15 protein-coding genes are annotated in these 21,378 nt (G+C 68.4%); 3 read left to right on the top strand and 12 right to left on the bottom strand.

The window, feature by feature from the left end; all coding sequences use genetic code 11:
* Positions 1-61: 61 nt before the first annotated feature.
* The 3 genes from MNI96_RS12210 to MNI96_RS12200 are packed head-to-tail and all read right to left on the bottom strand — an operon-like array spanning position 62 to position 6,673.
* Positions 62-3,571, bottom strand: coding sequence for an ATP-binding protein (locus tag MNI96_RS12210; RefSeq protein ID WP_249693473.1), 3,510 nt, complete (start codon positions 3,569-3,571; stop codon positions 62-64).
* 5 nt (positions 3,572-3,576) lie between these two features.
* Complete coding sequence (locus MNI96_RS12205) at positions 3,577-4,821, bottom strand: metallophosphoesterase family protein (protein ID WP_249693472.1); 1,245 nt, start codon at positions 4,819-4,821, stop codon at positions 3,577-3,579.
* 43 nt (positions 4,822-4,864) lie between these two features.
* A complete protein-coding gene (locus tag MNI96_RS12200; protein ID WP_249693471.1) occupies positions 4,865-6,673 on the bottom strand; it encodes a glycosyltransferase family 2 protein in 1,809 nt (602 codons plus the stop codon).
* 442 nt (positions 6,674-7,115) lie between these two features.
* On the opposite strand from MNI96_RS12200, the gene MNI96_RS12195 reads away from it, so the two are divergent.
* Positions 7,116-7,928 (top strand): transporter substrate-binding domain-containing protein, encoded by an 813-nt coding sequence (locus MNI96_RS12195; protein WP_249693470.1) that lies wholly within the window; start codon positions 7,116-7,118, stop codon positions 7,926-7,928.
* On the opposite strand, the gene MNI96_RS12190 is transcribed toward MNI96_RS12195, so the two are convergent.
* Positions 7,922-8,797: a sterol desaturase family protein gene (locus MNI96_RS12190; protein WP_249693469.1), complete on the bottom strand. Its 876-nt coding sequence runs from the start codon at positions 8,795-8,797 to the stop codon at positions 7,922-7,924. The two genes, MNI96_RS12195 and MNI96_RS12190, sit on opposite strands and share 7 nt — an antisense overlap.
* A gap of 107 nt (positions 8,798-8,904) precedes the next feature.
* On the opposite strand from MNI96_RS12190, the gene MNI96_RS12185 reads away from it, so the two are divergent.
* Positions 8,905-9,558 (top strand): alpha/beta family hydrolase, encoded by a 654-nt coding sequence (locus tag MNI96_RS12185; RefSeq protein ID WP_249693468.1) that lies wholly within the window; start codon positions 8,905-8,907, stop codon positions 9,556-9,558.
* Positions 9,559-9,628: 70 nt separating this feature from the next.
* Here MNI96_RS12185 and MNI96_RS12180 read toward each other — a convergent pair whose 3' ends face one another.
* The 5 genes from MNI96_RS12180 to MNI96_RS12160 all read right to left on the bottom strand — a co-directional run bounded on the left by MNI96_RS12180 (position 9,629) and on the right by MNI96_RS12160 (position 17,794).
* Positions 9,629-13,045, bottom strand: a complete 3,417-nt coding sequence (locus tag MNI96_RS12180; RefSeq protein WP_249693467.1) for an efflux RND transporter permease subunit — start codon at positions 13,043-13,045, stop codon at positions 9,629-9,631.
* A 3-nt stretch (positions 13,046-13,048) separates the two neighbouring features.
* Positions 13,049-14,440, bottom strand: a complete 1,392-nt coding sequence (locus MNI96_RS12175) for an efflux RND transporter periplasmic adaptor subunit (protein ID WP_249693466.1) — start codon at positions 14,438-14,440, stop codon at positions 13,049-13,051.
* 223 nt (positions 14,441-14,663) lie between these two features.
* The gene (locus MNI96_RS12170) at positions 14,664-15,653 is read right to left on the bottom strand and encodes an Hsp33 family molecular chaperone (protein ID WP_249693464.1); all 990 of its coding nucleotides are present in this window, start codon (positions 15,651-15,653) and stop codon (positions 14,664-14,666) included.
* Between the two features lie 9 nt (positions 15,654-15,662).
* Positions 15,663-16,595 (bottom strand): ornithine carbamoyltransferase, encoded by a 933-nt coding sequence (gene argF, locus MNI96_RS12165; RefSeq protein WP_249693462.1) that lies wholly within the window; start codon positions 16,593-16,595, stop codon positions 15,663-15,665.
* Positions 16,595-17,794: an aspartate aminotransferase family protein gene (locus tag MNI96_RS12160; protein ID WP_249693460.1), complete on the bottom strand. Its 1,200-nt coding sequence runs from the start codon at positions 17,792-17,794 to the stop codon at positions 16,595-16,597. The genes argF and MNI96_RS12160 overlap by 1 nt, the downstream gene beginning before the upstream one ends.
* A gap of 497 nt (positions 17,795-18,291) precedes the next feature.
* Here MNI96_RS12160 and MNI96_RS12155 point away from each other — a divergent pair, with 497 nt between their 5' ends.
* A complete protein-coding gene (locus MNI96_RS12155; protein WP_249693458.1) occupies positions 18,292-18,834 on the top strand; it encodes a GcrA family cell cycle regulator in 543 nt (180 codons plus the stop codon).
* A gap of 137 nt (positions 18,835-18,971) precedes the next feature.
* Here MNI96_RS12155 and phoB read toward each other — a convergent pair whose 3' ends face one another.
* The 3 genes from phoB to pstB all read right to left on the bottom strand — a co-directional run bounded on the left by phoB (position 18,972) and on the right by pstB (position 21,378).
* The gene (gene phoB / locus MNI96_RS12150; RefSeq protein ID WP_249693456.1) at positions 18,972-19,673 is read right to left on the bottom strand and encodes a phosphate regulon transcriptional regulator PhoB; all 702 of its coding nucleotides are present in this window, start codon (positions 19,671-19,673) and stop codon (positions 18,972-18,974) included.
* A gap of 137 nt (positions 19,674-19,810) precedes the next feature.
* Positions 19,811-20,521 carry a phosphate signaling complex protein PhoU gene (gene phoU / locus MNI96_RS12145; RefSeq protein WP_158195219.1) on the bottom strand — a complete coding sequence of 237 codons (711 nt, stop codon included), beginning with the start codon at positions 20,519-20,521 and terminating at the stop codon, positions 19,811-19,813.
* Between the two features lie 68 nt (positions 20,522-20,589).
* The gene (gene pstB / locus MNI96_RS12140) at positions 20,590-21,378 is read right to left on the bottom strand and encodes a phosphate ABC transporter ATP-binding protein PstB (protein ID WP_249693675.1); all 789 of its coding nucleotides are present in this window, start codon (positions 21,376-21,378) and stop codon (positions 20,590-20,592) included.

Raw genomic sequence — 21,378 nt, 5'->3', positions numbered from 1 at the left:
GCAGTCATGCGGCAAGCCATGCCGGATCGCACAGCCGCTGGCAACACGCAGCAAGCGCCTTTCACATCTCCAGCAGGTCGAGCCGCTCGCCGAGCTCGCGCCGGGCGATGTCGACCACGCTGGCATGGTGGGTGAATAGGATCGGCTGCAACGTGTCCGACAGGCCCGCGAGCGTGCGCAGGCCGGCGGCGGTGCGCGCATCGTCGAAGGTCTGGAACAGGTCGTCGCCGATGAAGGGCGCCGCCTCCGCGCGGGTGGCGTAATCGGTCAGGAACGCAAGGCGCAGCGCCAGATAGAGCTGGTCGCAGGTGCCGTCGCTCAAGCCGACGAGGCCGACGGTCGCCCCGTCCGGGCGGCACGCCAGAAGCTCTGCCCGCTCGTCCTCGCCGAAGCGGCGCGTCAGCCCGTCGAAAGAGCCGGAGGTGAGCCCCGCGAACAGCCGGCCGGCATGCTCCAGCAGCGGGTCGTCCTGGCGTGCGCGGTGCTGCTCCAGCGCACCGGAGAGAAGCAGCGAGGCAAGCCGGGTGACGAGCCATTGGCGGCCGAGTTCCTGCAGTTCCGCTTCGGCGGCCAGCCGTTCGAAGGCGGCGCGGTCGGCGCCCTCCCCGGCCTCGGCGCGGTCGCGCTCGGCAACCGCGGCATGGCGGGCGGCGAGCGCCTCCTTCATGGCCGCCGTCAGCGCCTCGATCTCGCCGGCAAGCCGCTCCAGCGCGGCCTGTGCAGCCCCCTCCTCGAGACCCGACAGTTCCTCGGCAACCGCCTCTCGCGGCTCGCCGGCAGCCGTCTCAGTAAACAGCGTCAGCGTCTCGTCGAGGGTGGCGGCAACGCCGTCTCGCTCCGCCAAGCGGGCGGCGAGCGTCGTCATGTCGCCCGCACGCAGCGCCTCGGGAAGATCGGCGCAAAGGTCGGAAAGCTGCCTTGCTGCGCCCGCCTGCCGCTCCTCGGCCCGGGCCAGTTCGGCGCGGGACTTGGCGAGCGCCTCGCCGGCCCCTTCCGCGCGGGTGAGCGCGGCGCGCTCCTCGGCAAGACGGTTATGAAGCGCCTCGACCAGCCGGTCGGGCTCCGTGCCTTCCTCGCCCTCGGCAAGGCTCGGGGCGACACGGCGTACGAGATCGAGGGCGGCAGCCGAGAACGCCTCGTTGTCGCGCTGCATGCCGCGCACGCGGCGGGCGAGCTTGTCGCGCTCGGTCAGCGCGGCCGAGAGTTCGCGCCAGACCTCCAGCACGGCCGCGGCCGCCTGCGGCGAGGCGCCGGCATCGAGGCCCGCCGCGCGAAGTGCTGCATCGAAGTCCTGCCGCCAACGCGCCAGCGCCTCATCGACCTCGGCGGTATCCCGCTTCAGCCGGTCGAGACGTGCCGCAGCATCGCCGATGCGCGCGGCCAGCGCACGGCCCTGCTGAAAGCCTTCGGTCCGGCGCTCCAGTTCGCCCTCGACCAGACGGAGCAGGGCGAGGCCCTCGCGGGCAAGATCGTCCGGTGCAGGCACGGCCAAACCCATTTCGCCGGCCAGAGCTGCCAGTCCCGGCAAGGCACGCCCGGCACCGGCCTCCAAGCCATCGATAGTGGAGATGAGATCGGCCAGTTCCTCGCGCTGCTCCAGCCAGCGGTCGACCGATTTTCGCCATTCGGTCATGGCGGTGGGGCTTGCCGGCTCCAACTCGAGGGACGCGAAGAGCGCAGCCCATGCCTCCTTGGCGGCGGCAAGATCGGCGGACAGTGCCGCCCCGTCCCGCGCGGCCTCGACCCTACGGGCAAGCAGTGCGTCGCGCCGGGCAACGTCGGCTGCATGGCGCGACACGCGGTCGGCCTCGGCAATGGCACGGTCGGCCAGTTGGTCGGCCTCGCGCAACAGCGGCTGCGCCGCCTCCAAAGCAGGCTTGCCGCCATCCGGAACCTTTGCAAGCGCCTCGTCCCGCTCGCGCCGCGCGGCATCGATGCGAGCGCGCGAGGGCATGTCGCCACCGCGCTCGCTCTCGGCAATGGCAGCATTCAGGCCGGCGATCTCCTCGACGCGCGCAGCATCCTGCTCGCGGTGGCGGCGGAGTGCCTCGCCGATCTCGTCGAACCGGGCGCGAAACTCCGCGATCTGCTCGATGCCGGGCAGCGGCGCGGTGGCCAGACGCTCCGGCTCGGGAACCGGCGGCGACAGGCGCGCGGCGGCCTCGCCGAGACGGCTGGCCAGACGCTCGCGCGCCGGCTTCAGCCGGTCGCGCTCTTCCAGCTGGCGGATCTGCGGGGCGAGCGCAGCTAGACGGGCGCGCAAGGGCGCCGGATCGGCAACACGCCCGTCTGCCGCTCCGTCCGACAGGCGCTCGAAGTCCGCACTCTCCCTGGCAAGCACCGCCTGCAGTTCCGTACGCCGACGCGACAGCCCGTCGCCCTCCGCAAGCCGCGCAGCAAGATCGGCAAGGGCCGCATCGGAGGGCTGGCGGACGCGGATCGCCTCGCTGTCCTGCGGCTCCAGCGTCAGGCCGAGGCGGCGCAGCTGGGCCCCGATCGCATCCGTCAGGTCGCGCGCCTCCTGCTCGACACGCGGGATCTGGGTCCTTCGCTGACGCACCGCCCCGATCTCGGCATGCAGCGCGGTCACGTCCGCCGCCACCTCGATGAGCGGCCGGTCGACCGCAATGCCGCGTGCTAGCTCTTCGGCCTCCTGCAGGCGGCGGGCCGCATCCCGCTGCGCCTCGACCGTTGCCGCGGCGGCGACAAGCGCCTCCTCCAGCCGGCGAGCTAGGCCGCGGGGCACCTGACCCAGATCGGCGAAGGAGGCGAGGCGCGCCTCGCTCGCTTCGAGGCGAGCGAGCAGCGGCTTGAGGCTGACGAGGCGGGCAAGGCGCTCGCGGCGGGCATGGGCCTCGCTCAGCCGCGCCTCGGCCTCGGCCAGCGTCTCGCTCGCCGTCTCGACCGCCTTGTTCAGCGACTTCCATTCGGCCTCGCGCAGCTGGCGCTCGCGCTCCTCGCGGCGCGCCTCGGCATGGCGCTCCAGCACCTGGTAGATCTTCCGAGTACCGGAAGCACGCGGCGCGAACAGGCCGTCCGCCTCGCGGTCGAGATCGGCGCGCAGGGCATTGAGTCCGTGCAGACCGGAGGCGGCGGCGAAGATCTCCCCGCCCTCCCCGTCGCCGGACAGGAGCATGCGCCCGCCTTCGCGCAGGCGTGCGGAATCGAGGCCGAAGGCGAGTTGGAAGACCTCGCGCGTCAGCCCGCCGAGGAAAGGCACCAAGGCATCGTCGGCGAGCGGCGTCTCGCTGTCGTCGTCGGCAAGCAGGGTGTTCTTGCGGCCCTTGCGACGGCGCAGCGCCAAGCTGTTGCCGCGCGTGTCCGTGAGCGTTGCGCACACGCGCAGGCTCGGTGCCTCATGCAGGAAGTCGTAGCGCCGCTCCTCGGCGCCATCGGCCGCGCGGCGCTTCTCGCTGAAGCCGAACAGCAGGTCGGAAATGGCGGCCAGTGCCGAGCTCTTGCCGGCCTCGTTGGGACCGTAAACGAGATGCAGTCCGGCGCCGGGGCGAAAGCGCAGCTCCCGGTCGGTCAGGCTGCCGTAGCGCAAGAGGTGCAGCCGTTCGATCCGCATCCGCCTCAGCTCCCTTCCGCGATGCGTTCGGCGAGCAGCGCCCGCGCCTCGGCGACCAGCGTGTCGAGCTCCTCGCCGAAGGGAGCGGCCGGGTCGACGAGGCCGGCGGGAAGCTTGCTGACCAGGAGCCCGATCTGGCCGGCGGCCTCCTCGCGGAAGTCCGCATCGTTCGCCGCCTCGGCGAGCAGCGCGGCGAGGTCGAGCGAGGCATCGAGCGGGACCAGCGGACGGGCATCGGCGGGCGGTGCGAGGTCGAGCTCCAGCTTTTCCAGCCAGGCCTCGGCATCGGCCTGATGGCAGGCGTTCTGCATCTCGTCGATGAGCAGCGCGCGGTTGGCGAGCGCCCAGCCATGCAGCGGACTCTCGCCGGAGAGGCGCAGGCGCAGGGCGAGCGGGCGCCCCTCGGCCGCCGCCACATGCGGGCGCAGCGCCTCGCGCGCCACAGAGACGAGGCCGGCCAGATCCTCCGCCCCGCCGGCGGCGATCTCGACGCGGGCCCAGCGCGCCTCATCGACGATCATCCGCTCGATGCCGGACACCTCGCCATCGGTGACGGTGACCAGCACGGCGCCCTTTGCGCCCGTCTCGCGGATCGAGCGGCCTTGGATGTTGCCGGGAAAGACCACCGGCGGATCTTCGCTCACCACCTCGAAAGCATGGACATGGCCGAGCGCCCAATAGCCATAACCGCGCGCCGCCAGATCGGCGAGCGAACAGGGCGCATAGTCGGCATGGGGCGGACGCCCGGTCAGCGAGGTGTGCAGCACGCCGATGTTGAAATGGCCGGGCACCGGCGCCGGATAGGCGGCGGCAAGGTTCTCGCCGACCTGTCGGTCCGGGAAGCTCTGGCCGTGCAGGGCGACACGCAGATCGTCCAGCGTATGCGTCTCCGGACGGCGGGTGCCGAAGCTCGTCACGTTGTCCGGCAGGGTGACGGCACGGGTGACGACGCTTTCGGCATCGTGGTTGCCGCGCAGGATGAAGACCGGAATGCCGGCCCGCTCCAGCCGCGCCATCTCGCGGGCGAAGAACAGGCCGACGGAATTGTCGCGCCACTCCCCGTCATAGACGTCGCCGGCGATGACCATGAAGGCTGCCCCCGCCTCGATGGTCCGCGAGACGAGGGTGGAGAGCGCCGTACGGGTCGCCTCGCCGAAGCGGCGGGCGATCTCGGGATCGCGCAGGGAAAGCCCGGTCAGGGGGCTACCGAGATGCAGGTCCGCCGCATGGACGAAGGAAAAGGACGACACGTCGCGCACCAGCCGGGAATCACGAGAGAAACGAAAGACGACACTAGTGGGTTTTGCCGCCGCTTTGAACGCCGGGCATTCGGGACGGACGCTTCGCAAGGCCGTGCTCCGTCTTCTGCCAGCGGTGCGGCCGGCGCACCAGATCGACGACAGCGGCATAGAAGGCCAGGCTCTGGGCCAGCCAATAGGCCGGTATCAGCACCAGGTCGAGCAGCGACGGCAGGCGCGAGCGTGCCGCGGCCCCGGCGATCGCCAGCAGCGTCATGCTGGCATAGCACAGGATCACGCTGACGCCTGCCAAGGTGAGCACCACGCCGCCGAGCACATCGAAGCGCGGCAGCAGGCCGGCAACGCCGGAGCCGTACAGCAGCAGGATGCCGACGAAGAAGGGATGCGCGGCAAGCGTCACCACCATCGCCAGCAGATAGACGAGCAGCACGGCAAGGCGCGTGCGGCGCAGCTCCGCGGCCAGACGGAAGGGATCGCGCAGCGTCACCAGCAGGGTCTGCAACCAGCCCTTGAGCCAGCGGCTGCGCTGCCCGTGCCAGGCGCGCCAGCTGAGCGGGGCTTCCTCGAAGGTGGTGGAGGCGAGCATCTGCATCGACCAGCCGCCGCGCACCAGCCGCAGGGCAAGGTCGGCGTCCTCGGTGACGTTGTAGGGATCCCACGAGCCGGCTGCGTCCAACGCTGTGCGGCGGAAGTGATTGGACGTGCCGCCGAGCGGAAACGGCAGGCCGCGCGCGGAAAACCACGGCAGCTGGCAATCGAAGAGGCCTGCATATTCCAGCAGGAACTGGCGCGGAAAGAACCGGTGGCTGCGGTGGTCGATGGCAAGGTGCCCCTGCAGCACCGCGACGGAGGGCGGCAGTTCGGCAAAGCGCGAGGCGGCCAGCAGCAGCTGGTCCGGCTCCGGCCGGTCCTCCCCGTCATAGACGGCGATGAGTTCGCCGCGCGCCTGGTCGAGGCCGCGGACGAGCGCCCGCGGCTTGGTGCGCGGCCCCGGCCCGCTCACGGTCAGCACGCGCATGCAGGGCGTCAGATGCGGGAGGAGAGCGGCACGGGTCTCGCCGTCGTCCTCCTCCAGCAGGAAGAGTATCTCGAGCCGGTCGCGGGGATAGTCGAGGGCGTCCAGATGGCGCACCAGGCTCTGCGCCACCCGCGCCTCGCGGTAAAGCGGCACCAGCACGGAATAGCGCGGCAACAGGTGGGCGGGGATTAGATGCGCAGGCCGCGGGCTCGGCGTATGGCTGAGACCGGCGAGGAGCCGCAGCGCGCCGAGCATCATGCCGAGCAGCGTCACCAGCACGGAGGCGAAGATGACCAGCGCCTCCACGGTGAGAAGCCGGCCGAGGCAGAAGGCAGCGACGCCAAGCCCGGCGACGGCGATCTGTCCGCGCGTCAGCACCGCGCGGGCACTGACATCAGGTCGCTCGCTCGCTAATCTGAGGCCCGGCGCGGCGGTGCGTCCGGCAAGCTCCAGCGCCAGTGGGGTGGCGATGGCAAGACGCGTGCGCAAGGACGGCGCGCGCGCCAGCAGCGCACGGATCGCGGCTACGCTTTCCGGCAGCGGCCCGAACACGGCGAGCCGCTCGCCAGACGGTGTGCGGCCGCAAAAGAGCGGACCGGGAAAGCCGGGCGGCGGCAGAAGCTCGAGTTGCGCATCCGCCCGGAAACTGCCCTGCGGCAAGAACGGCAGGCCGAGCGACTGCGCCAGCGCGGCGTAATAGGCGTCGGCCGCCACGAGCCCTTCCTCCATCAGGAGCCGCGCCAGCACCCCCTCGCGCGGGCCGGCGCGGCGGGCAAGCGCCACCAGATGCGCATCGGCAAGGCCCCGCCCACGCAACAGCGCCAACTCAGGCGGCAGCCCGGACGGTAAATCCGGTGCGGGTCTCACCCCCGCCGCCATCTGCCGAAGCGCAACGGCGGGCGGCGGCACGCCGTTGCGCCGAGCGTGAGCGCGCATCGCATGGCTGGACGCGGGCGCGGATCGATGTGATAGGATCGCGTCGGCGCGGGCAGCTTGCGGAAACGAAGGATCCGGAAACTGCCCGTCCGCCATCAACGTGCGGGCCCCTCGACAGGCGGGCAAGGGAGAACGGGAGCGACGGCAAAGGGGAGCGCCATGCCCCGCCGGACGGCGCAGCGACAAGAGTGCCGACGATGCGGCACGGCACAGGCGTAAGGCCCGGTCTTCATTGCGGTTCGCCCCCCGACAAACGGCCAAGACAGCGATGCGATTTGATAGCAGGACTTCAGGAATTGCAACCCTTGCTTTCATTGCGGTTGCATGTTTCGTGCTTCTGGCTGCCCCTCTCGCCCGCCCGGCCGCAGCGCAGGAGACAGCGCCCGGCGTCAACGTGCCGAACTTCTGGGACCCGCGCAGCAGCAGCGACCGGCCGACCGTGCCGCCGGAGACGATCCGTTTTCTTGCCAGCGACGATTTCCCGCCCTTCTCTTTCCGCGACGGGACCGGCCGGCTAACCGGCTTCAACATCGATCTGGCGCGCGCGATCTGCGAAGAACTGGACGCGGCCTGCTCGCTGCGCATCAAGTCCTTCGACGCGCTGGTTCCGGCCCTGGTGCGCGAGGAAGGCGACGCCGTCATCGCCGGACTGGCGATGACCGGGGCCAACGTCAAGACGCTGCTTTTCTCCGATCCCTATATCGGCCTGCCGGCACGTTTCGTGGCACTGCAGGGCACCGAAATCGACACCACGCCGGAAGGACTGGCGGGCCAGAAGATCTCCGTCGTCGCGGGAACCGTGCATGAGCGCTTCCTGCGCGCCTATTTCGCGGATGCGCAGATCGTTCCCTTCGACGGGGCAACGGAAGCGCGGGCGGCCCTCGGCACGGAAGAGGCGGTGGTGCATTTCGGCGACGGGCTGTCGCTGTCCTTCTGGTTGAACGGCAAGACCTCCGGCGACTGCTGCGCATTCGTGGGCGAGCCGTGGATCGAGCCGGGCTATTTCGACCGCGGCATGACCATCGCCTTCCGCAAGGAGGACGCGCTGCGACAGGACGCGGTCAACCATGCCTTGCAACGGCTGCAGCTGAAAGGCGTCTACAGCGAGCTGTACCTGCGCTACTTCCCCGTCAGCTTCTACTGAGCCGCATCGCGGGGCGGCGTTTCACGGGAAGGTACGGGCTCCTGTTCGGGCCGGGGCATCCGGGGCCGCCGGCCACTTTCGGGATAGAGGCGCGTGAACGGCAGGGCGAGCGACCACAGATAGCGGGTCGGCCCTTCGTGCTGGTACTCGTCGAGGCCGATCACCATGGCCTCGTGTCCGTCGGCCGGCTGGTCGACATAGGTACGGAACAGCCGGTCCCAGACGGACAGGTTGAAGCCGTAGTTGGAATCCGTCTCGGTCCGGATCGCCGAATGGTGGACCCGGTGCATGTCCGGCGTGACAACGAGCAGCCGCAACCAGCGGTCCAGCGCCAGCGGCAAGCGAACGTTGGCGTGGTTGAACATGGCCGCGCCGTTCAGCACCACCTCGAAGACCAGTACGGCGACGGCCGGAATGCCGAAGGCGACGACAATCGCCGCCTTCCACAGCATCGAGGCGACGATTTCCAGCGGATGAAACCGCAGCGCAGTGGTCAAGTCGAAATCGCGGTCGGCATGGTGCATCCGGTGGAAGCGCCACAGCAGCGGGATCTTGTGGGAGGCCCAGTGCGCGGCCCAGACCGCGAGATCCAGCAGGATGAAGCCGAGCAGGCCGGCGAGCCACAGCGGCAGGCCGAGAGCGGGAAAGAGCCCGAGCCCGCGCTCGCCCGCCCACAGCGCCACGCCGACGGCGGCCATCGGGAAGACGATGCGCAGGACGAGCGTGTCGGTGGCGACGATGGCGAAATTGGTAGTCCAGCGGCGGGCGCGCGAAAACAGCCGTTCGCGGCGCGGCAACACCATCTCGATCCCTGCCATCACGGCGAAGATGCCCAGAAACAGCAGCAGCCGGACGGTCGCCTCGCTCATCACTCCCTCCCGATCCCTGCTTCAACACAGTGGTGCTTGCACCTTACCCCATCCCGTGAGATAGGCGCTCGCAATCCAAGTCAACAGATCGCGACCAAAGGCCACGGATGACCGAGCTATTCTGGACCCGCCCCGAAGGCGACACGCCGACCGTGGCGACACTGCTGCTGGCGCACGGCGCGGGCGCTGCGATGGATTCCGGCTTCATGAACCGCTTCACCGGCCACGCCGTTGGAACCGGCCTTGCGGTCGCGCGCTTCGAGTTCGCCTATATGGCAGCACGGCGTGCCGGAGGCTCGAAGCGGCCGCCGCCCAAGGCCGAACTGCTGGTCGGCGAATACCAGACCGCCCTGCAGGACGTGCTGAAAAGCGTCGAGGGGCCGGTGCTGATCGGCGGCAAGTCGATGGGCGGGCGCATCGCCGCCATGCTGGCGGCCGGCAGCTCGTTGCCCAAGCGCGTTTCGGGCGTCGTATGCCTCGGCTATCCGTTCCACCCGCAGGGCAAGCCGGACGAGTGGCGCATGGCGCCGCTGGAAGGCGCGCGCCGGCCCGTGCTGATCGCGCAGGGAGATCGCGACGGCTTCGGCAATGCCGCCGAACTCGCCGAGGTCAGCCTGCCGGCCCATGTCGAACTCGTCTGGCTGGAGGACGGCAACCACGACCTAGCCCCGCGCGGGGCGTCGCCCGCCACCTGGGATGGCAACCTGGCCTTGGCCGCCAAGGCTGCTGCGGATTTTGCGCGGCGGCTCGCGGAAGTGTAGGGCCGGCACGCCTTGTTCCCTGCCGCATTTTCACGACGCGGCGCTGCGCACCCGCTGGAAAATGCGGGGCCTATTCCGCCGGCACTTGGGCCGGCGGTCCGGAGCGGTGGCCCTGGTCGCCGCCATCGTCGCCATGCGGGTCACGACGCAGACTGACCATCCGCCGCAGGTCCTCGCCGATGCCGATCAGCGCCGGCACCAGCACCAGCACCAGAAGCGTCGCCGTCGCCAGTCCGAAGACGATGGTGATCGTCATCGGCATCAGGAAGCGCGCCTGCAGGCTGGTCTCGAACAGCAGCGGCGCCAGTCCGCCGATGGTCGTCAGCGAGGTCAGCAGCACGGCGCGCAGGCGATCCTGCGCCGAGATCACCGCGGCATCGGCGACGCTGCGGCCGTCCTTGATGTGGTCCTCGAACCGGTCGACGAGGATGATCGAGTTGTTGACCAGGATGCCCGACAGGCCGAGCAGGCCGACGAAGCTGAGAATGGTCAGGTCGTAAGCCATGAAATAGTGGCCCGCCACCGCGCCGACGATACCGAAGGGAATGATCGACATCACCGCCAGCGGCTTGAAATAGCTGGCGAAGATCGCGGCGAGGATCAAATAGATCATCGACAACGCCGCGACCATGCCGAGCTGGAGGTCGGAGAAGGCAGCGCGCCTCTCCTCCTCGCGGCCCGAATAGCGGTAGTCGACGCCGTACTTGCCCGCCAGTTCCTGCATCTTGCCTGTCTCGAGGTCGCGGACGATCTCGATATTGGACGTGACATCCGCATCGACATCGGCCGATACGGCAACGGTGACGCGGCCATCGCGACGCTGGATCACCGAGAAGCTCTCGCGCTCGTCCAGCGTCACGACCTCGGTCAGCGGAACGAACTCTCCGCTCGGCGCACGCAAGGAGAGCTCGCGCAGGGCCCCGCCGCCGAGGGACACCTCCTGCATGACGCGGATCGTGATCTCTTCCTCGCCTCGGGCAAAGCGGCGCGGGATGGAGCCTTCCAGCGCGGAACGGATCTGGCGGGCGGCGTTCTCGACGGTGAAGCCGAGCGCCTTGCCGCGCGGGCTGATATCCAGCACCAGTTCCGGCTTGCCATAAGGCAGGTCGTCGGCGACCCCATCCACGCCCGGATAGGAGGTCAGCAGTTCCTGAAGCTCCAGCGAGGCTTCCTTCAGCGCGCGCGTATCCTCGCCCATCAGACGGATGTCGAGATCGCGCCCCGGAGGGCCGCCGCGCCGTTCGAACACGGCCACGCGCTTGGTGCCGGGGATCTCGGGAATGGCGCGCCGCCAGGCCTGGACGATGTCGGGCGTCCGCACGCTCCGCTGCTCCGACGTGGTCAGCTGGACGTCGATGCTGGCGACATTGTTGCCCCGGCTGTTGCCCGACTGGCCGAGGCTCGCATAGGAGGCGACGACCAGCGTCTCGCCGTTGTCCGCCGTCAGGCTCTCCTGCGCCTGCCGCAGGGCGCCGTCGATGCGCAGCAACGCCTTCTCCGCGTCTTCAATGGAGATGCCGGCGACGAAATCGACCGTCGCGCGAATGTTCTCCGCCTCCGGCGAGGGGAAGAAGCGGAAGCCAACATGGTTGCCCCGCATCAGGCCGGCGGTGAGCAGCAGCAGGCCGATGGCAAAGGCGACCGTGACATAGCGCCAGTCGTAGGTCAGGCGCACGAAGGCGCGGAACGGCACGTCGCGGAACCAGCCGAAGCCGGCATCGAAGTTGCGGCGGAACCAGCCCGGCCGCTCGTCGAAGGTCCGGCGGGTGCGGGCCCGGCGCAGCAGGAGCAGCAGGAACTCGATCGCCGAAGCCACGACGAAGAAGACCACGACCACGGCGATATCGAAGGGCACCGTGCCGAAGGTCTCGCGGCCTGTGCGGGCCGGCACGGCCAGCCAGTCGAGCCAGACCGGCACCGTGATGTCGTCGCGTCCGGCGAGGCCGACGAGAAAGAGCGCCGGCACGCCGGCGACTAGCACCACCCGCCACCAGTTCCAAGAGGGCGGACGGGCGAGCGAGTGCGCAAGGTGGCCCGGCAGCACGAAGAAACACTCGATGATGCTGGCGGTGATCACCGCGACGACGACGAGCGGCAACACGCCCATCAACTGGCCGATCGTGTCGCCCATCAGGGTGATCGGCAGGAAGGCGGCGACGGTGGTGGTCGAGGCGGCGATAATCGGCCAGAGCATGCGCCCGGCGCCTTCTTCGGCCGCCAGATACGGCCCGTCGCCCATGGCGATACGGGTGGCGGTGTGCTCGCCGACCACGATGGCATCGTCGACGATGATGCCGAGCGTCATGATCAGCGCAAAGAGCGAGAACATGTTGAGGGTCTGCCCGGAGACCCACATGAACCCGAGCGTCGCCATCATCGCGACCGGAATGCCGGCCGCGACCCACAGGGCGATGCGGCCGTTGAGGAAGGCGAAGAGCACGATCACGACCACGAACAGGCCGGAAATGCCGTTCTCCACCAGGATCATGATGCGGTCGGTCAGCGCCTCGGCGCGCACCTCGTACTTGACCAACTCCAGCGAGGCCGGCAGCTGCGGCGCGATCTCGGCCAGGTAGCGGTCGAGGATGGCGTTGACCTTGAGCTGGTCGGCACGGGCCGAACGCTCCACGGTCAGCTCGACGGCGCGCATGCCGTCGGAATAGCCGATGGTCTGGTCCGGATCGTAGGAGCGCGACACGTCGCCGATGTCGCGCAGTTCGACCTTCTCACCGGTCGGGAAGGACTTGACGACGATACGGCTGATCGCTTCCGGCGAGGACGTATCGGCAACCGCCCTCACCTGCCGCTCGACGCCACCCTGCAGGTCGCCGGAGGGAAGGTCGCGGGTGTTGGCGGCCACGCGCTCGGAAATGTCGGCAAGCGTCAGGTCGAGGCGCCGCAGTTCACGCTCCGGCACCTTGATCACGTATTCCGTGTCGCGGAAGCCGTTGAACGAGACCTTGTCGATGCCGCGGTCGATCAGGCCGTCGCGGATCTGGCGGGCAAACGCCTTCAGCGCATCCTCACTGAAGGGGCCGCGCAGGGCAACGCGGGCCACCCGGTCGAACCAGTTGGCGAGCGAGATGACCGGCCGCTCGGCATCTTCGGGAAGCGTGGTGATGCCTGAGATCGCCTGTTCCACGTCCGACAGCGCCTTCTGCATGTCGGCGCCTTCGAGAAACTCCAGGCTGATCGAGGCCGCACCCTCGCGCGAATAGGAAACCATCTCGTCGACATTGTCGATGAAGCGCAGCTCCGGCTCGATGGCCTGGAGAATGTTCTTCTCCACGTCCTCGGCGCTGGCGCCCGGCCAGGAGACGGACACGGAGATGCGGTCGATGACGATCTGGGGGAAGAACTCGGCATTCAGCCGGGCAAGGCCGAAGGCGCCGAACAGGATCATCAGCACCATGACCAGATTGGCGGCATTGCGATGGCGCAGGAAATGGCCAATGATGCCGCGCGGAACGAAGCCGGTTTCGCGCATGGATCAGCCGTCCGTGTTGGCGCTGCGATTGCGCGGCTCGGAAACGAGAAGGCCCTCTCCGGCCTTGTCCAGCCGGGTCGACACCAGACGGTCGCCGGTGGCGAGATCGCCGGAGACGATGACATGGGTCCCGTCGAAGGCGAGCACCTCGATGTCTCGCCGGCGCGTGCGGTTCTCCTCGTCGACCACGAAGACATGGTCGGTGCCGTAGATCGCCCCCTCGGGGATGCGGGCGGCGGCGGGGTAGGTGCGGTCGGCAACGCGCAGCTCTACAAAGGCGCCCGGCCGCAGCGCCGGCTGCCCGTCCGCCACCGCGACGCTGGCATAGACGTCGATGCCGCCGCGCGCCAGTGCCACCTCGGCGCCGATCCGGCGGATCTCGCCGCGATAGGCGACCGGCTGGCCGCCGATATGCCACAGCACCTCGACAGGCCGGCCGACCACGGTGCCGTTGTCGGACAGGATCCGGCCGTACTGGTTGTCGGAGAGGGAGAAGCGGACCTCCAGCGCATCGCGCGCGTAAAGGGTTGCGACCACGTCGTTGACGCCGACAAGCCGGCCGACGGCCGCGTTCTCGGAGCGTACGACCGCGTCGAAGGGCGCCTTCAGCACGGTGTCGGTGAGGTTCCGCTCGGCCTGCGACAGACGCCACTGCAGCCGGTCGATGGCCGCCTGCTGCTGGTCGACGCGCGCCTTCTCGACATCGAGGGCATAACGGCGCTGCTCCAGGGCCTGGCCGCGCTGGGAGACCAGCAGGCGGCGCTCGTCGACGGCGCGCTCGGTCACCGAGCCGCTGCCGAGCAGTTGCTCGGCCCGCTGCAGGTCGCGCTGGGCGAATTCGAGCTGCTCGCGGGCCCGCTCAACATTGCCTTCCTCGGTGGCAACCCGGCCCCTGGCCTCGACAAGGGCGGCACGGGCCTCGACGAGATTGGCGCGCGCCTCGGTGACGGCGCCCTCGTACTGGAAAGGATCGACAGCGAGGAGTTCCTCGCCGGAAGAAATGATGGAGCCAGTCTCCAGGGCGGGATTGACCCGGATGATTTCGCCGGCCACCAGGGTGCGGAGTTCGGCGGTGCGCGCGGCCGTGACCTCGCCGTAGAGCGAGAGCATCGGCGCGTGGTCCCGCATCTCGACCGGCGTGGTTTCGACGATATAGGCGGTCTCACGCGCGGGCCGCACGGGCACAGGATCCTTGGCGAGGATCAGCCGGTTCATGCCGACATAGGCAGCGAGCAGCACAGCGAGCGCGAGCACCGCCTGCAGAACGAGTTTGGCGGCAAGAATGCCGGTGCGACCGGCTGAGCGGCCACGGGTCTGGGGGCGCTCGAAGGCGACCTCCCCCCTGGGAGTGCGGTTGTTGTCGTCCACCGATTTCAGCATGACACTCTTTTCCACTCGAATGCTCTCTTGTGCGCGTTCCGGTTCCCTATAGGCATTCCGGCGCGGACTGGATTGCTTCGCGGACGCCCATGCCGCTATTGCGGACTATTCAGGCGCCGCAAACGACTGGCAAGACGAAGAGTGTATCAAAATGTGACCACCGGGGCCCCTGTCACATCCAGTGACAGGATGGGACGATTTCTGCCGCTTTCCGGGTCCGGAACGACCGACCGCGGGCTCAGAACTCGCCGGGGCTGTAGTCGTAGCGCGTGTTGCAGAAGCGGCAGGTCACCTCGATGCGGCCGCCGACGGTCATGTCGTCGCGCTCCTCGGCGGTGAAGCCCTTCAGCATGCCGCGGATGCGCTCATCCGAGCAGCGGCAGCGGTCGGCGAGCGGCTGGGGCGCGAAGATGCGCACGCCGCGTTCGTGGAACAGGCGGAACAGCAGCCGCTCGGCACTCATGTCCGGATCGCCGAGCTCGTCGTCGCGCAAGGTCTCGACCAGGGCGCGGGCCTCGCGCCAGGCATCGTCCTCCTGGAACTCGTACTCAAGCGCCCCTTCCGGCGCATCGCCCGGCGGCAGATCGGCCTGACGCATGCGCTCCGGCGCCTCGGGAAGGAACTGCGCGAGCACGCCGCCGGCCATCCAGGAATGGCGAGGCTTGTCGCCGGCGCGCCGGTTCAGCACCTCGCCGACGGCAAGACGCACCACGGTCGGTATCTGCTCCGACTGGGCGAAGTAGCGATGCGCCACCTCTTCCAGCGTGATGCCGTCCAGCGCGACGATGCCCTGGTAGCGGTTCATCGCCGCGCCCTGGTCGACCGTCATGGCGAGATGCCCGTTGCCGAGCAGCGAGGGCGTGTCGGTCTGCCCGGCCGCCTCGGCCGCAGCAACGGCCTCGGCATCGAACTGGGCGCAGGCACGCAGGCCGTCCGGCGTCTGGAAGTCGACGACCAGCATCGAGACCGGACCGTCGGTCGTCGTCTGCAGGGTGAAGCGTCCGTCGAACTTGAGCGAGGTGCCGAGCAGGGCGACGAGCGTCGCCGCCTCGCCGAGCAGGCGCGAGACCGGCGCCGGATAGGTGTGACGCTCCAGAATGCGGTCGAGCACGGGGCCGAGCATCACGGCGCGGCCGCGCACGTCCAGCGGCTCCACCGCAAAGGGAAGCACAGCATCGCGACCGGCCGGGGTGACGCCCAGCCGCTCCAGTTCGTCCTGAACGCTCATGGTCGGATCCTACGAGTCCTGCAGCGCTCCGAAGCACCAGGCCAGAATGCCCTTTTGTGCATGGAGCCGGTTTTCCGCCTCGTCGAAGACGACGGACTGCGGACCGTCCATCACCTCCGACGTCACCTCCTCGCCGCGATGGGCGGGAAGGCAATGCATGAAGATGGCTTTGCTGTCGGCTTCCGCCATCAGGCGTTCGTTGACCTGATAGGGGCTGAGCAGATTGTGGCGGTCGCCGTCGTCGTCGCCCATGGAGACCCAGCAGTCGGTAACGACGCAATCGACGCCCTTCACAGCCTCGAACGGATCGTCGGTGATGCGAATCTCGGCACCGGCCCTGCGGGCGGCGGCGACGAGGTCGGCCGGCGGCGCCAGCTGCGACGGCGTGGCGATGTTGAGCGCGAAGTCGAGCTTGGCCGCGGCATGCACCCAGGACGCCAGCACGTTGTTGCTGTCGCCGGTCCAGGCGACGCTTCGCCCGGCGATGCTGCCCTTCTTCTCCTCGAAAGTCAGCACGTCGGCCATGATCTGGCACGGATGGGTGCGCTTGGTCAGACCGTTGATCACCGGCACGGTGGCGTATTCGGCCAGCTCCGTCAGCGCGTCGTGATCGAGAATGCGGATCATGATCGCGTCGACATAGCGCGACAGCACGCGGGCCGTATCGGCGATGGTCTCGCCGCGGCCGAGCTGCATCTCGGCGCCAGTCAGCATCAAGGTCTCTCCGCCGAGCTCGCGCATGCCGACATCGAAAGAGATGCGGGTCCGGGTCGAGGGCTGCTCGAACACCATGGCCAGCACGCGACCGGCAAGCGGGCCGCCGCCGGACACGCGGACCGGGCCGCGCGCCTGCTTGATGCGGCGGCTACCGTCCAGGATGAAGCGCAGCTCGCTGGCATCGACATCGGTGAGGTCGAGAAAATGGCGTGGCTGGATCGTCATCACTCAGCAGCTCCCCGCTCGAGCCCGGCTTCCATGGCGGTGGCGGCGCGGTCGATGCGCGACACGGCCTCCTCGATCTCCGCCTCGGTGATGGTCAGCGGCGGCATGATACGCAGGACGTTGTCGCCCGCGCCCACGGCCAGCACACCGGCCTCGCGGAAATGCGACAGCAGCTCGGTGTTGGTGACCCGGCACTTCAGGCCGAGCATGAGGCCCTTGCCACGGATCTCTTCCAGGATCGCAGGGTGGCCGTCGACGACGGCGGCAAGCTTCTGCTTCAGCAGCAGGCCCTTCTTCTGCACGCCCTCAAGGAAGCCGTCGGCCAGCACCACGTCGAGCACCGCATTGCCAACCGCCATGGCCAGCGGATTGCCGCCATAGGTGGTGCCGTGCGTGCCCGGCTTCATGCCGGAGGCCGCTTCCTCGGTCGCAAGGCACGCGCCGAGCGGGAAGCCGCCGCCGATGCCCTTGGCAATCGCCATAATGTCCGGGGTGATGCCGGCCCATTCATGGGCAAAGAGCTTGCCCGTACGCCCGACGCCGGTCTGCACCTCGTCGAGGATCAGCAGGATGCCCTTCTCGTCGCACAGGCGGCGCAACTCGCGCAGATATTCGGTCGGCACCGGCCGGATGCCGCCCTCGCCCTGGATCGGCTCGATCAGGAGACCGGCCGTGGTGTCGCCGATGGCGGCGAGCAACGCCTCATGGTCGCCGAACGGTACCTGGATGAAGCCCGGCGCCTTGGGGCCGAAACCTTCCAGATACTTTTCCTGCCCGCCGGCGGCGATGGTCGCCAGCGTACGGCCGTGGAAGGCGCCTTCGAAGGTGATGATGTCGATCCGCTCCGGCTCGCCCTTCGCATAGAAGTAGCGACGCGCCGTCTTGATCGCGCATTCCAGCGCCTCAGCGCCGGAATTGGTGCAGAACACGCGGTCGGCGAAGGTCGCCTGCGTCAGCTTGCGGGCGAACGCCTCCTGCCCCTCGATGGCATAGACGTTGGACACGTGCCAGAGCTTATCCGCCTGGTCCTTCAACGCCTTGACGAGGCCGGGATGAGAATGGCCGAGCGAATTGACGGCAATGCCGGCGGCGCAGTCGAGAAAGCGTCGGCCATCGGAAGTCTCCAGCCACACACCTTCGCCACGCACGAACTCCAGGTTCGCGCGGCTGTAGGTCTGATAGAGAGATGAACCTTCCATGTCCTTCCTGCTCCCATTGACCGGCTTGCCTGCCGGGGAGATGCCTTGGCGGCCCCAGCCGCCTTCGATGCCCTCGCCCGGCCCTGGAATGTTGCCGTCCTGCTGCCGTAAAGAGCTGCAAGACCCGCTGGCACCCACTGCCGAAAGCAATTATGCCGCCCACGAGAGGCGGCACGGCGAGGAAGCCCCGTTATACACCGGGAGCGCGCGGGAAAGTCAACGGAATTGGCTGCGCGCGCCGCCAGCCTCCTGGTAGGGCCAAAGTCGCCCGGAACGGCCTTTTCTGGGGAAAACCGCATCAATCCCCAGGTGAATCGCCCCCTCACCTTGAACCGCAAACGCGGCATATTGTAGCTTTGCAGTCAAGAAATACGACATCTCGTGTATCCGACTCACAATCGCCTCAAAATCCGGCAATGAGCGGGGCACCCTTACGGTGTGCCGATAACCTTTTATTAACCAGATGTCGGGGCCCGATCAAACACGGAGTTGAGCGCATGTCCTGGACAAGCGAACGCGTCGACCTTCTCAAAAAGCTCTGGACCGACGGGCTGAGCGCCAGCCAGATCGCCGCCGAACTCGGCGGCGTTACCCGCAATGCGGTGATCGGCAAGGTCCACCGTCTCGGCCTGTCGGGACGCGCCAAGGCAGCCGCGCCTGCGCAGAAGCCCCGGAGCAAGCCGGCAAAGGGCGGCACCGAGGACACGGCGCAGACCACCTCGCCGCAGCAGGGCGGCAGCGCTCCGTCGGCACCGCAGACAATGGGCGCCACCGCGCTGAAGGTCGAGGCGGCACCGGTCGCGGCTCCCGCGCCGCAGGCCAAGCCCGTTGCCGAGCTGGTGCCGATCGCCAAGCGCGCGACCATCCTGACGCTGACCGAGCGGACCTGCAAATGGCCGATCGGCGATCCGACCAAGGAAGACTTCTACTTCTGCGGCCACCCGTCGAACCCGGGCGTCCCCTACTGCACCTATCACTGCCGCATCGCCTACCAGCCGGCGAGCGATCGCCGCCGCGACCGCAACGTCGCCAACGGCTGAAGCAACGCCCGCCCGTCTGTTCAAGGTTGGCAGCCGATACGAGAAAGGCCCGTCTGCGATCACCGCGGCGGGCCTTTCTCGTTGTTCGCAGATGAGTGGACGGACCGCCCTAGCGGGAGCCCTGCCGCCGGCGCGCGTCAGGATGCGGCGGCGGCGAACTGGTCGTTGAAGGCGTAGCCGGCGCCGCGGACGGTGCGGATCGGGTCCGGCACCTTGCCGCGGTTGATGGCCTTGCGCAGCCGGCCGACATGCACATCGACCGTCCGCTCGTCGACATAGACGTCGTGTCCCCAGACACCGTCCAGCAATTGCTCGCGCGAGAAGACGCGTCCAGGCGAGGTCATCAGGAATTCCAGCAGGCGGAACTCGGTCGGACCGAGATGGATCTCGCGACCCGAACGGCGCACCCGGTGGGTTTCCCGATCGAGTTCCAGGTCGCCGGCGCGCAGCAGCGAGGACACCACCTCGGGCTTTGCCCGGCGCAGCATGGCCCGCACGCGCGCCATCAGTTCGGGGATCGAGAAGGGCTTCACCACATAGTCGTCGGCGCCGGTGGCAAGGCCGCGGATGCGCTCCTGCTCCTCGCCCCGGGCGGTGAGCATGATCACCGGGAGGCGCTCGGTCTCGGGGCGCGAGCGCAGGCGGCGGCACAGTTCGATACCGGACAGACCCGGCAGCATCCAGTCGAGAAGCAGCAGGTCCGGCTGGCTCTCCCGCAGGAGAAGATCCGCCTCGTCGCCGCGCATGCACGTCTCGACCTTGTAGCCCTCGGCCTCGAGGTTGTAGCGCAGCAGCATCACCAGAGGCTCTTCATCCTCGACAATCAGGACCTTCGGCATTTCGGGTACCCTTGTCCAATCGACCCGGCCGGGAGGCATCGGCGCGGCTTTTCGCTCGCGCCGCCTTGCCGGCTTTCGTTGTCAGCGGCGACAGGCGACACTGCCGCCCGCGCCATGGTCAGCTCGCCTGGACGTCCTCAGGACGCCGTATCGGTCTCGATGCCGGTCTCGTCGACCTTCTGCCGCTCGTCTGTCGGCAGCACACCGGTCGACATGTACATGACGTTCTCGGCGATGTTGGTGGCATGGTCGCCGATGCGCTCGATGTTCTTGGCGCAGAACAGCAGATGGGCGCAGACCGAGATCTGGCGCGGATCCTCCATCATATAGGTGAGGAGCTCGCGGAAGATCGAGGTGTAGAGCGCATCGACCTCGTCGTCGCGATCGCGCACGGCGGCTGCCGCAGTGCCGTCGCGCCCGGCATAGGCGTCCAGCACATCCTTGAGCTGGCTCTGGGCGAGCTCGGTCATGTGCTCCACGCCGAGGGCGAACTTCTTGGAGTCGAAGGTGCCCTCGATGGCGATGACGCGCTTGGCGACGTTCTTGGCGAGATCGCCGACGCGTTCAAGGTCGTTGGAGATGCGCATCGCCGAGATCACGTCGCGCAGGTCGCTGGCGACCGGCTGGCGGCGGGCGATGATCAGGATCGCCTGCTCCTCGATCTCGAATTGCAGGGCATCGACGCGCTTGTCCTGCGCGATCACGCGACGCGCCAGCTCCTTGTCCATGCGCACCAGGGCCTGCACGGAATCGTTCAGCATCATCTCGGCGAGGCCGCCCATCTCCGACACGCGGCCTGCGATGTCTTTCAGCTCCTCGTCGAAAGACGAAACGGTATGTTGGCTCATGTTTCTTCTCCATTCGGGGCGCGGCGAAGTGCGCGCGTCATCCCGTCTGTTCCCGCGGCTGGTCCAGACTAACCGAAGCGGCCGGTGATATAGTCCTGGGTGCGCTTGTCCCGGGGGTTGGTGAAGATGTCGTTCGTCGCCCCTTCCTCGACCAGGTTGCCGAGGTGGAAGAAGGCCGTGCGCTGCGACACGCGGGCGGCCTGCTGCATGGAGTGGGTGACGATGACGATCGTGTAGTTCTCGCGCAGCTCGTCGATCAGTTCCTCCACCTTGGCGGTGGCGATGGGATCGAGGGCCGAGCAGGGCTCGTCCATCAGGATCACCTCGGGGCTGACGGCGATAGCGCGGGCGATGCACAGCCGCTGCTGCTGACCGCCGGACAGGCCGGTGCCAGGCTCATCGAGACGGTCCTTCACCTCGTTCCACAGGCCGGCCTTCTGCAGGCTGGAAGCGACGATCTCCTCCAGCGCGGCCTTGGTGCGGGCCAGGCCATGGATGCGCGGGCCATAGGCGATGTTGTCGAAGATCGACTTGGGGAACGGGTTCGGCTTCTGGAACACCATGCCGACCTTGGCGCGCAACTGCACCGGATCGACCTTGGGATCATAGATGTCCTCCCCGTCGATCAGGATATCGCCCTCGACGCGGCAGATGTCGATCGTGTCGTTCATCCGGTTGAGACAGCGCAGGAAGGTGGACTTGCCGCAGCCCGACGGGCCGATGAAGGCGGTAACGGTCTTCTCTTCGATGCGAATGCTCACATCCTTGATGGCATGGGTGTCGCCGTAGAAGACCTGGACCTTCTCGGCAGCAATCTTGGTCTCGTGCATGGCAGCGGCTTTCTCGGGCGTGGTCAT

The organism is Stappia sp. WLB 29 (assembly GCF_023507705.1).
In the GTDB taxonomy this organism is placed as follows: domain Bacteria; phylum Pseudomonadota; class Alphaproteobacteria; order Rhizobiales; family Stappiaceae; genus Stappia.
The sequence above is the reverse complement of the archived record's forward strand: the minus strand, read 5'-3'. Positions and strand labels throughout refer to the sequence as shown.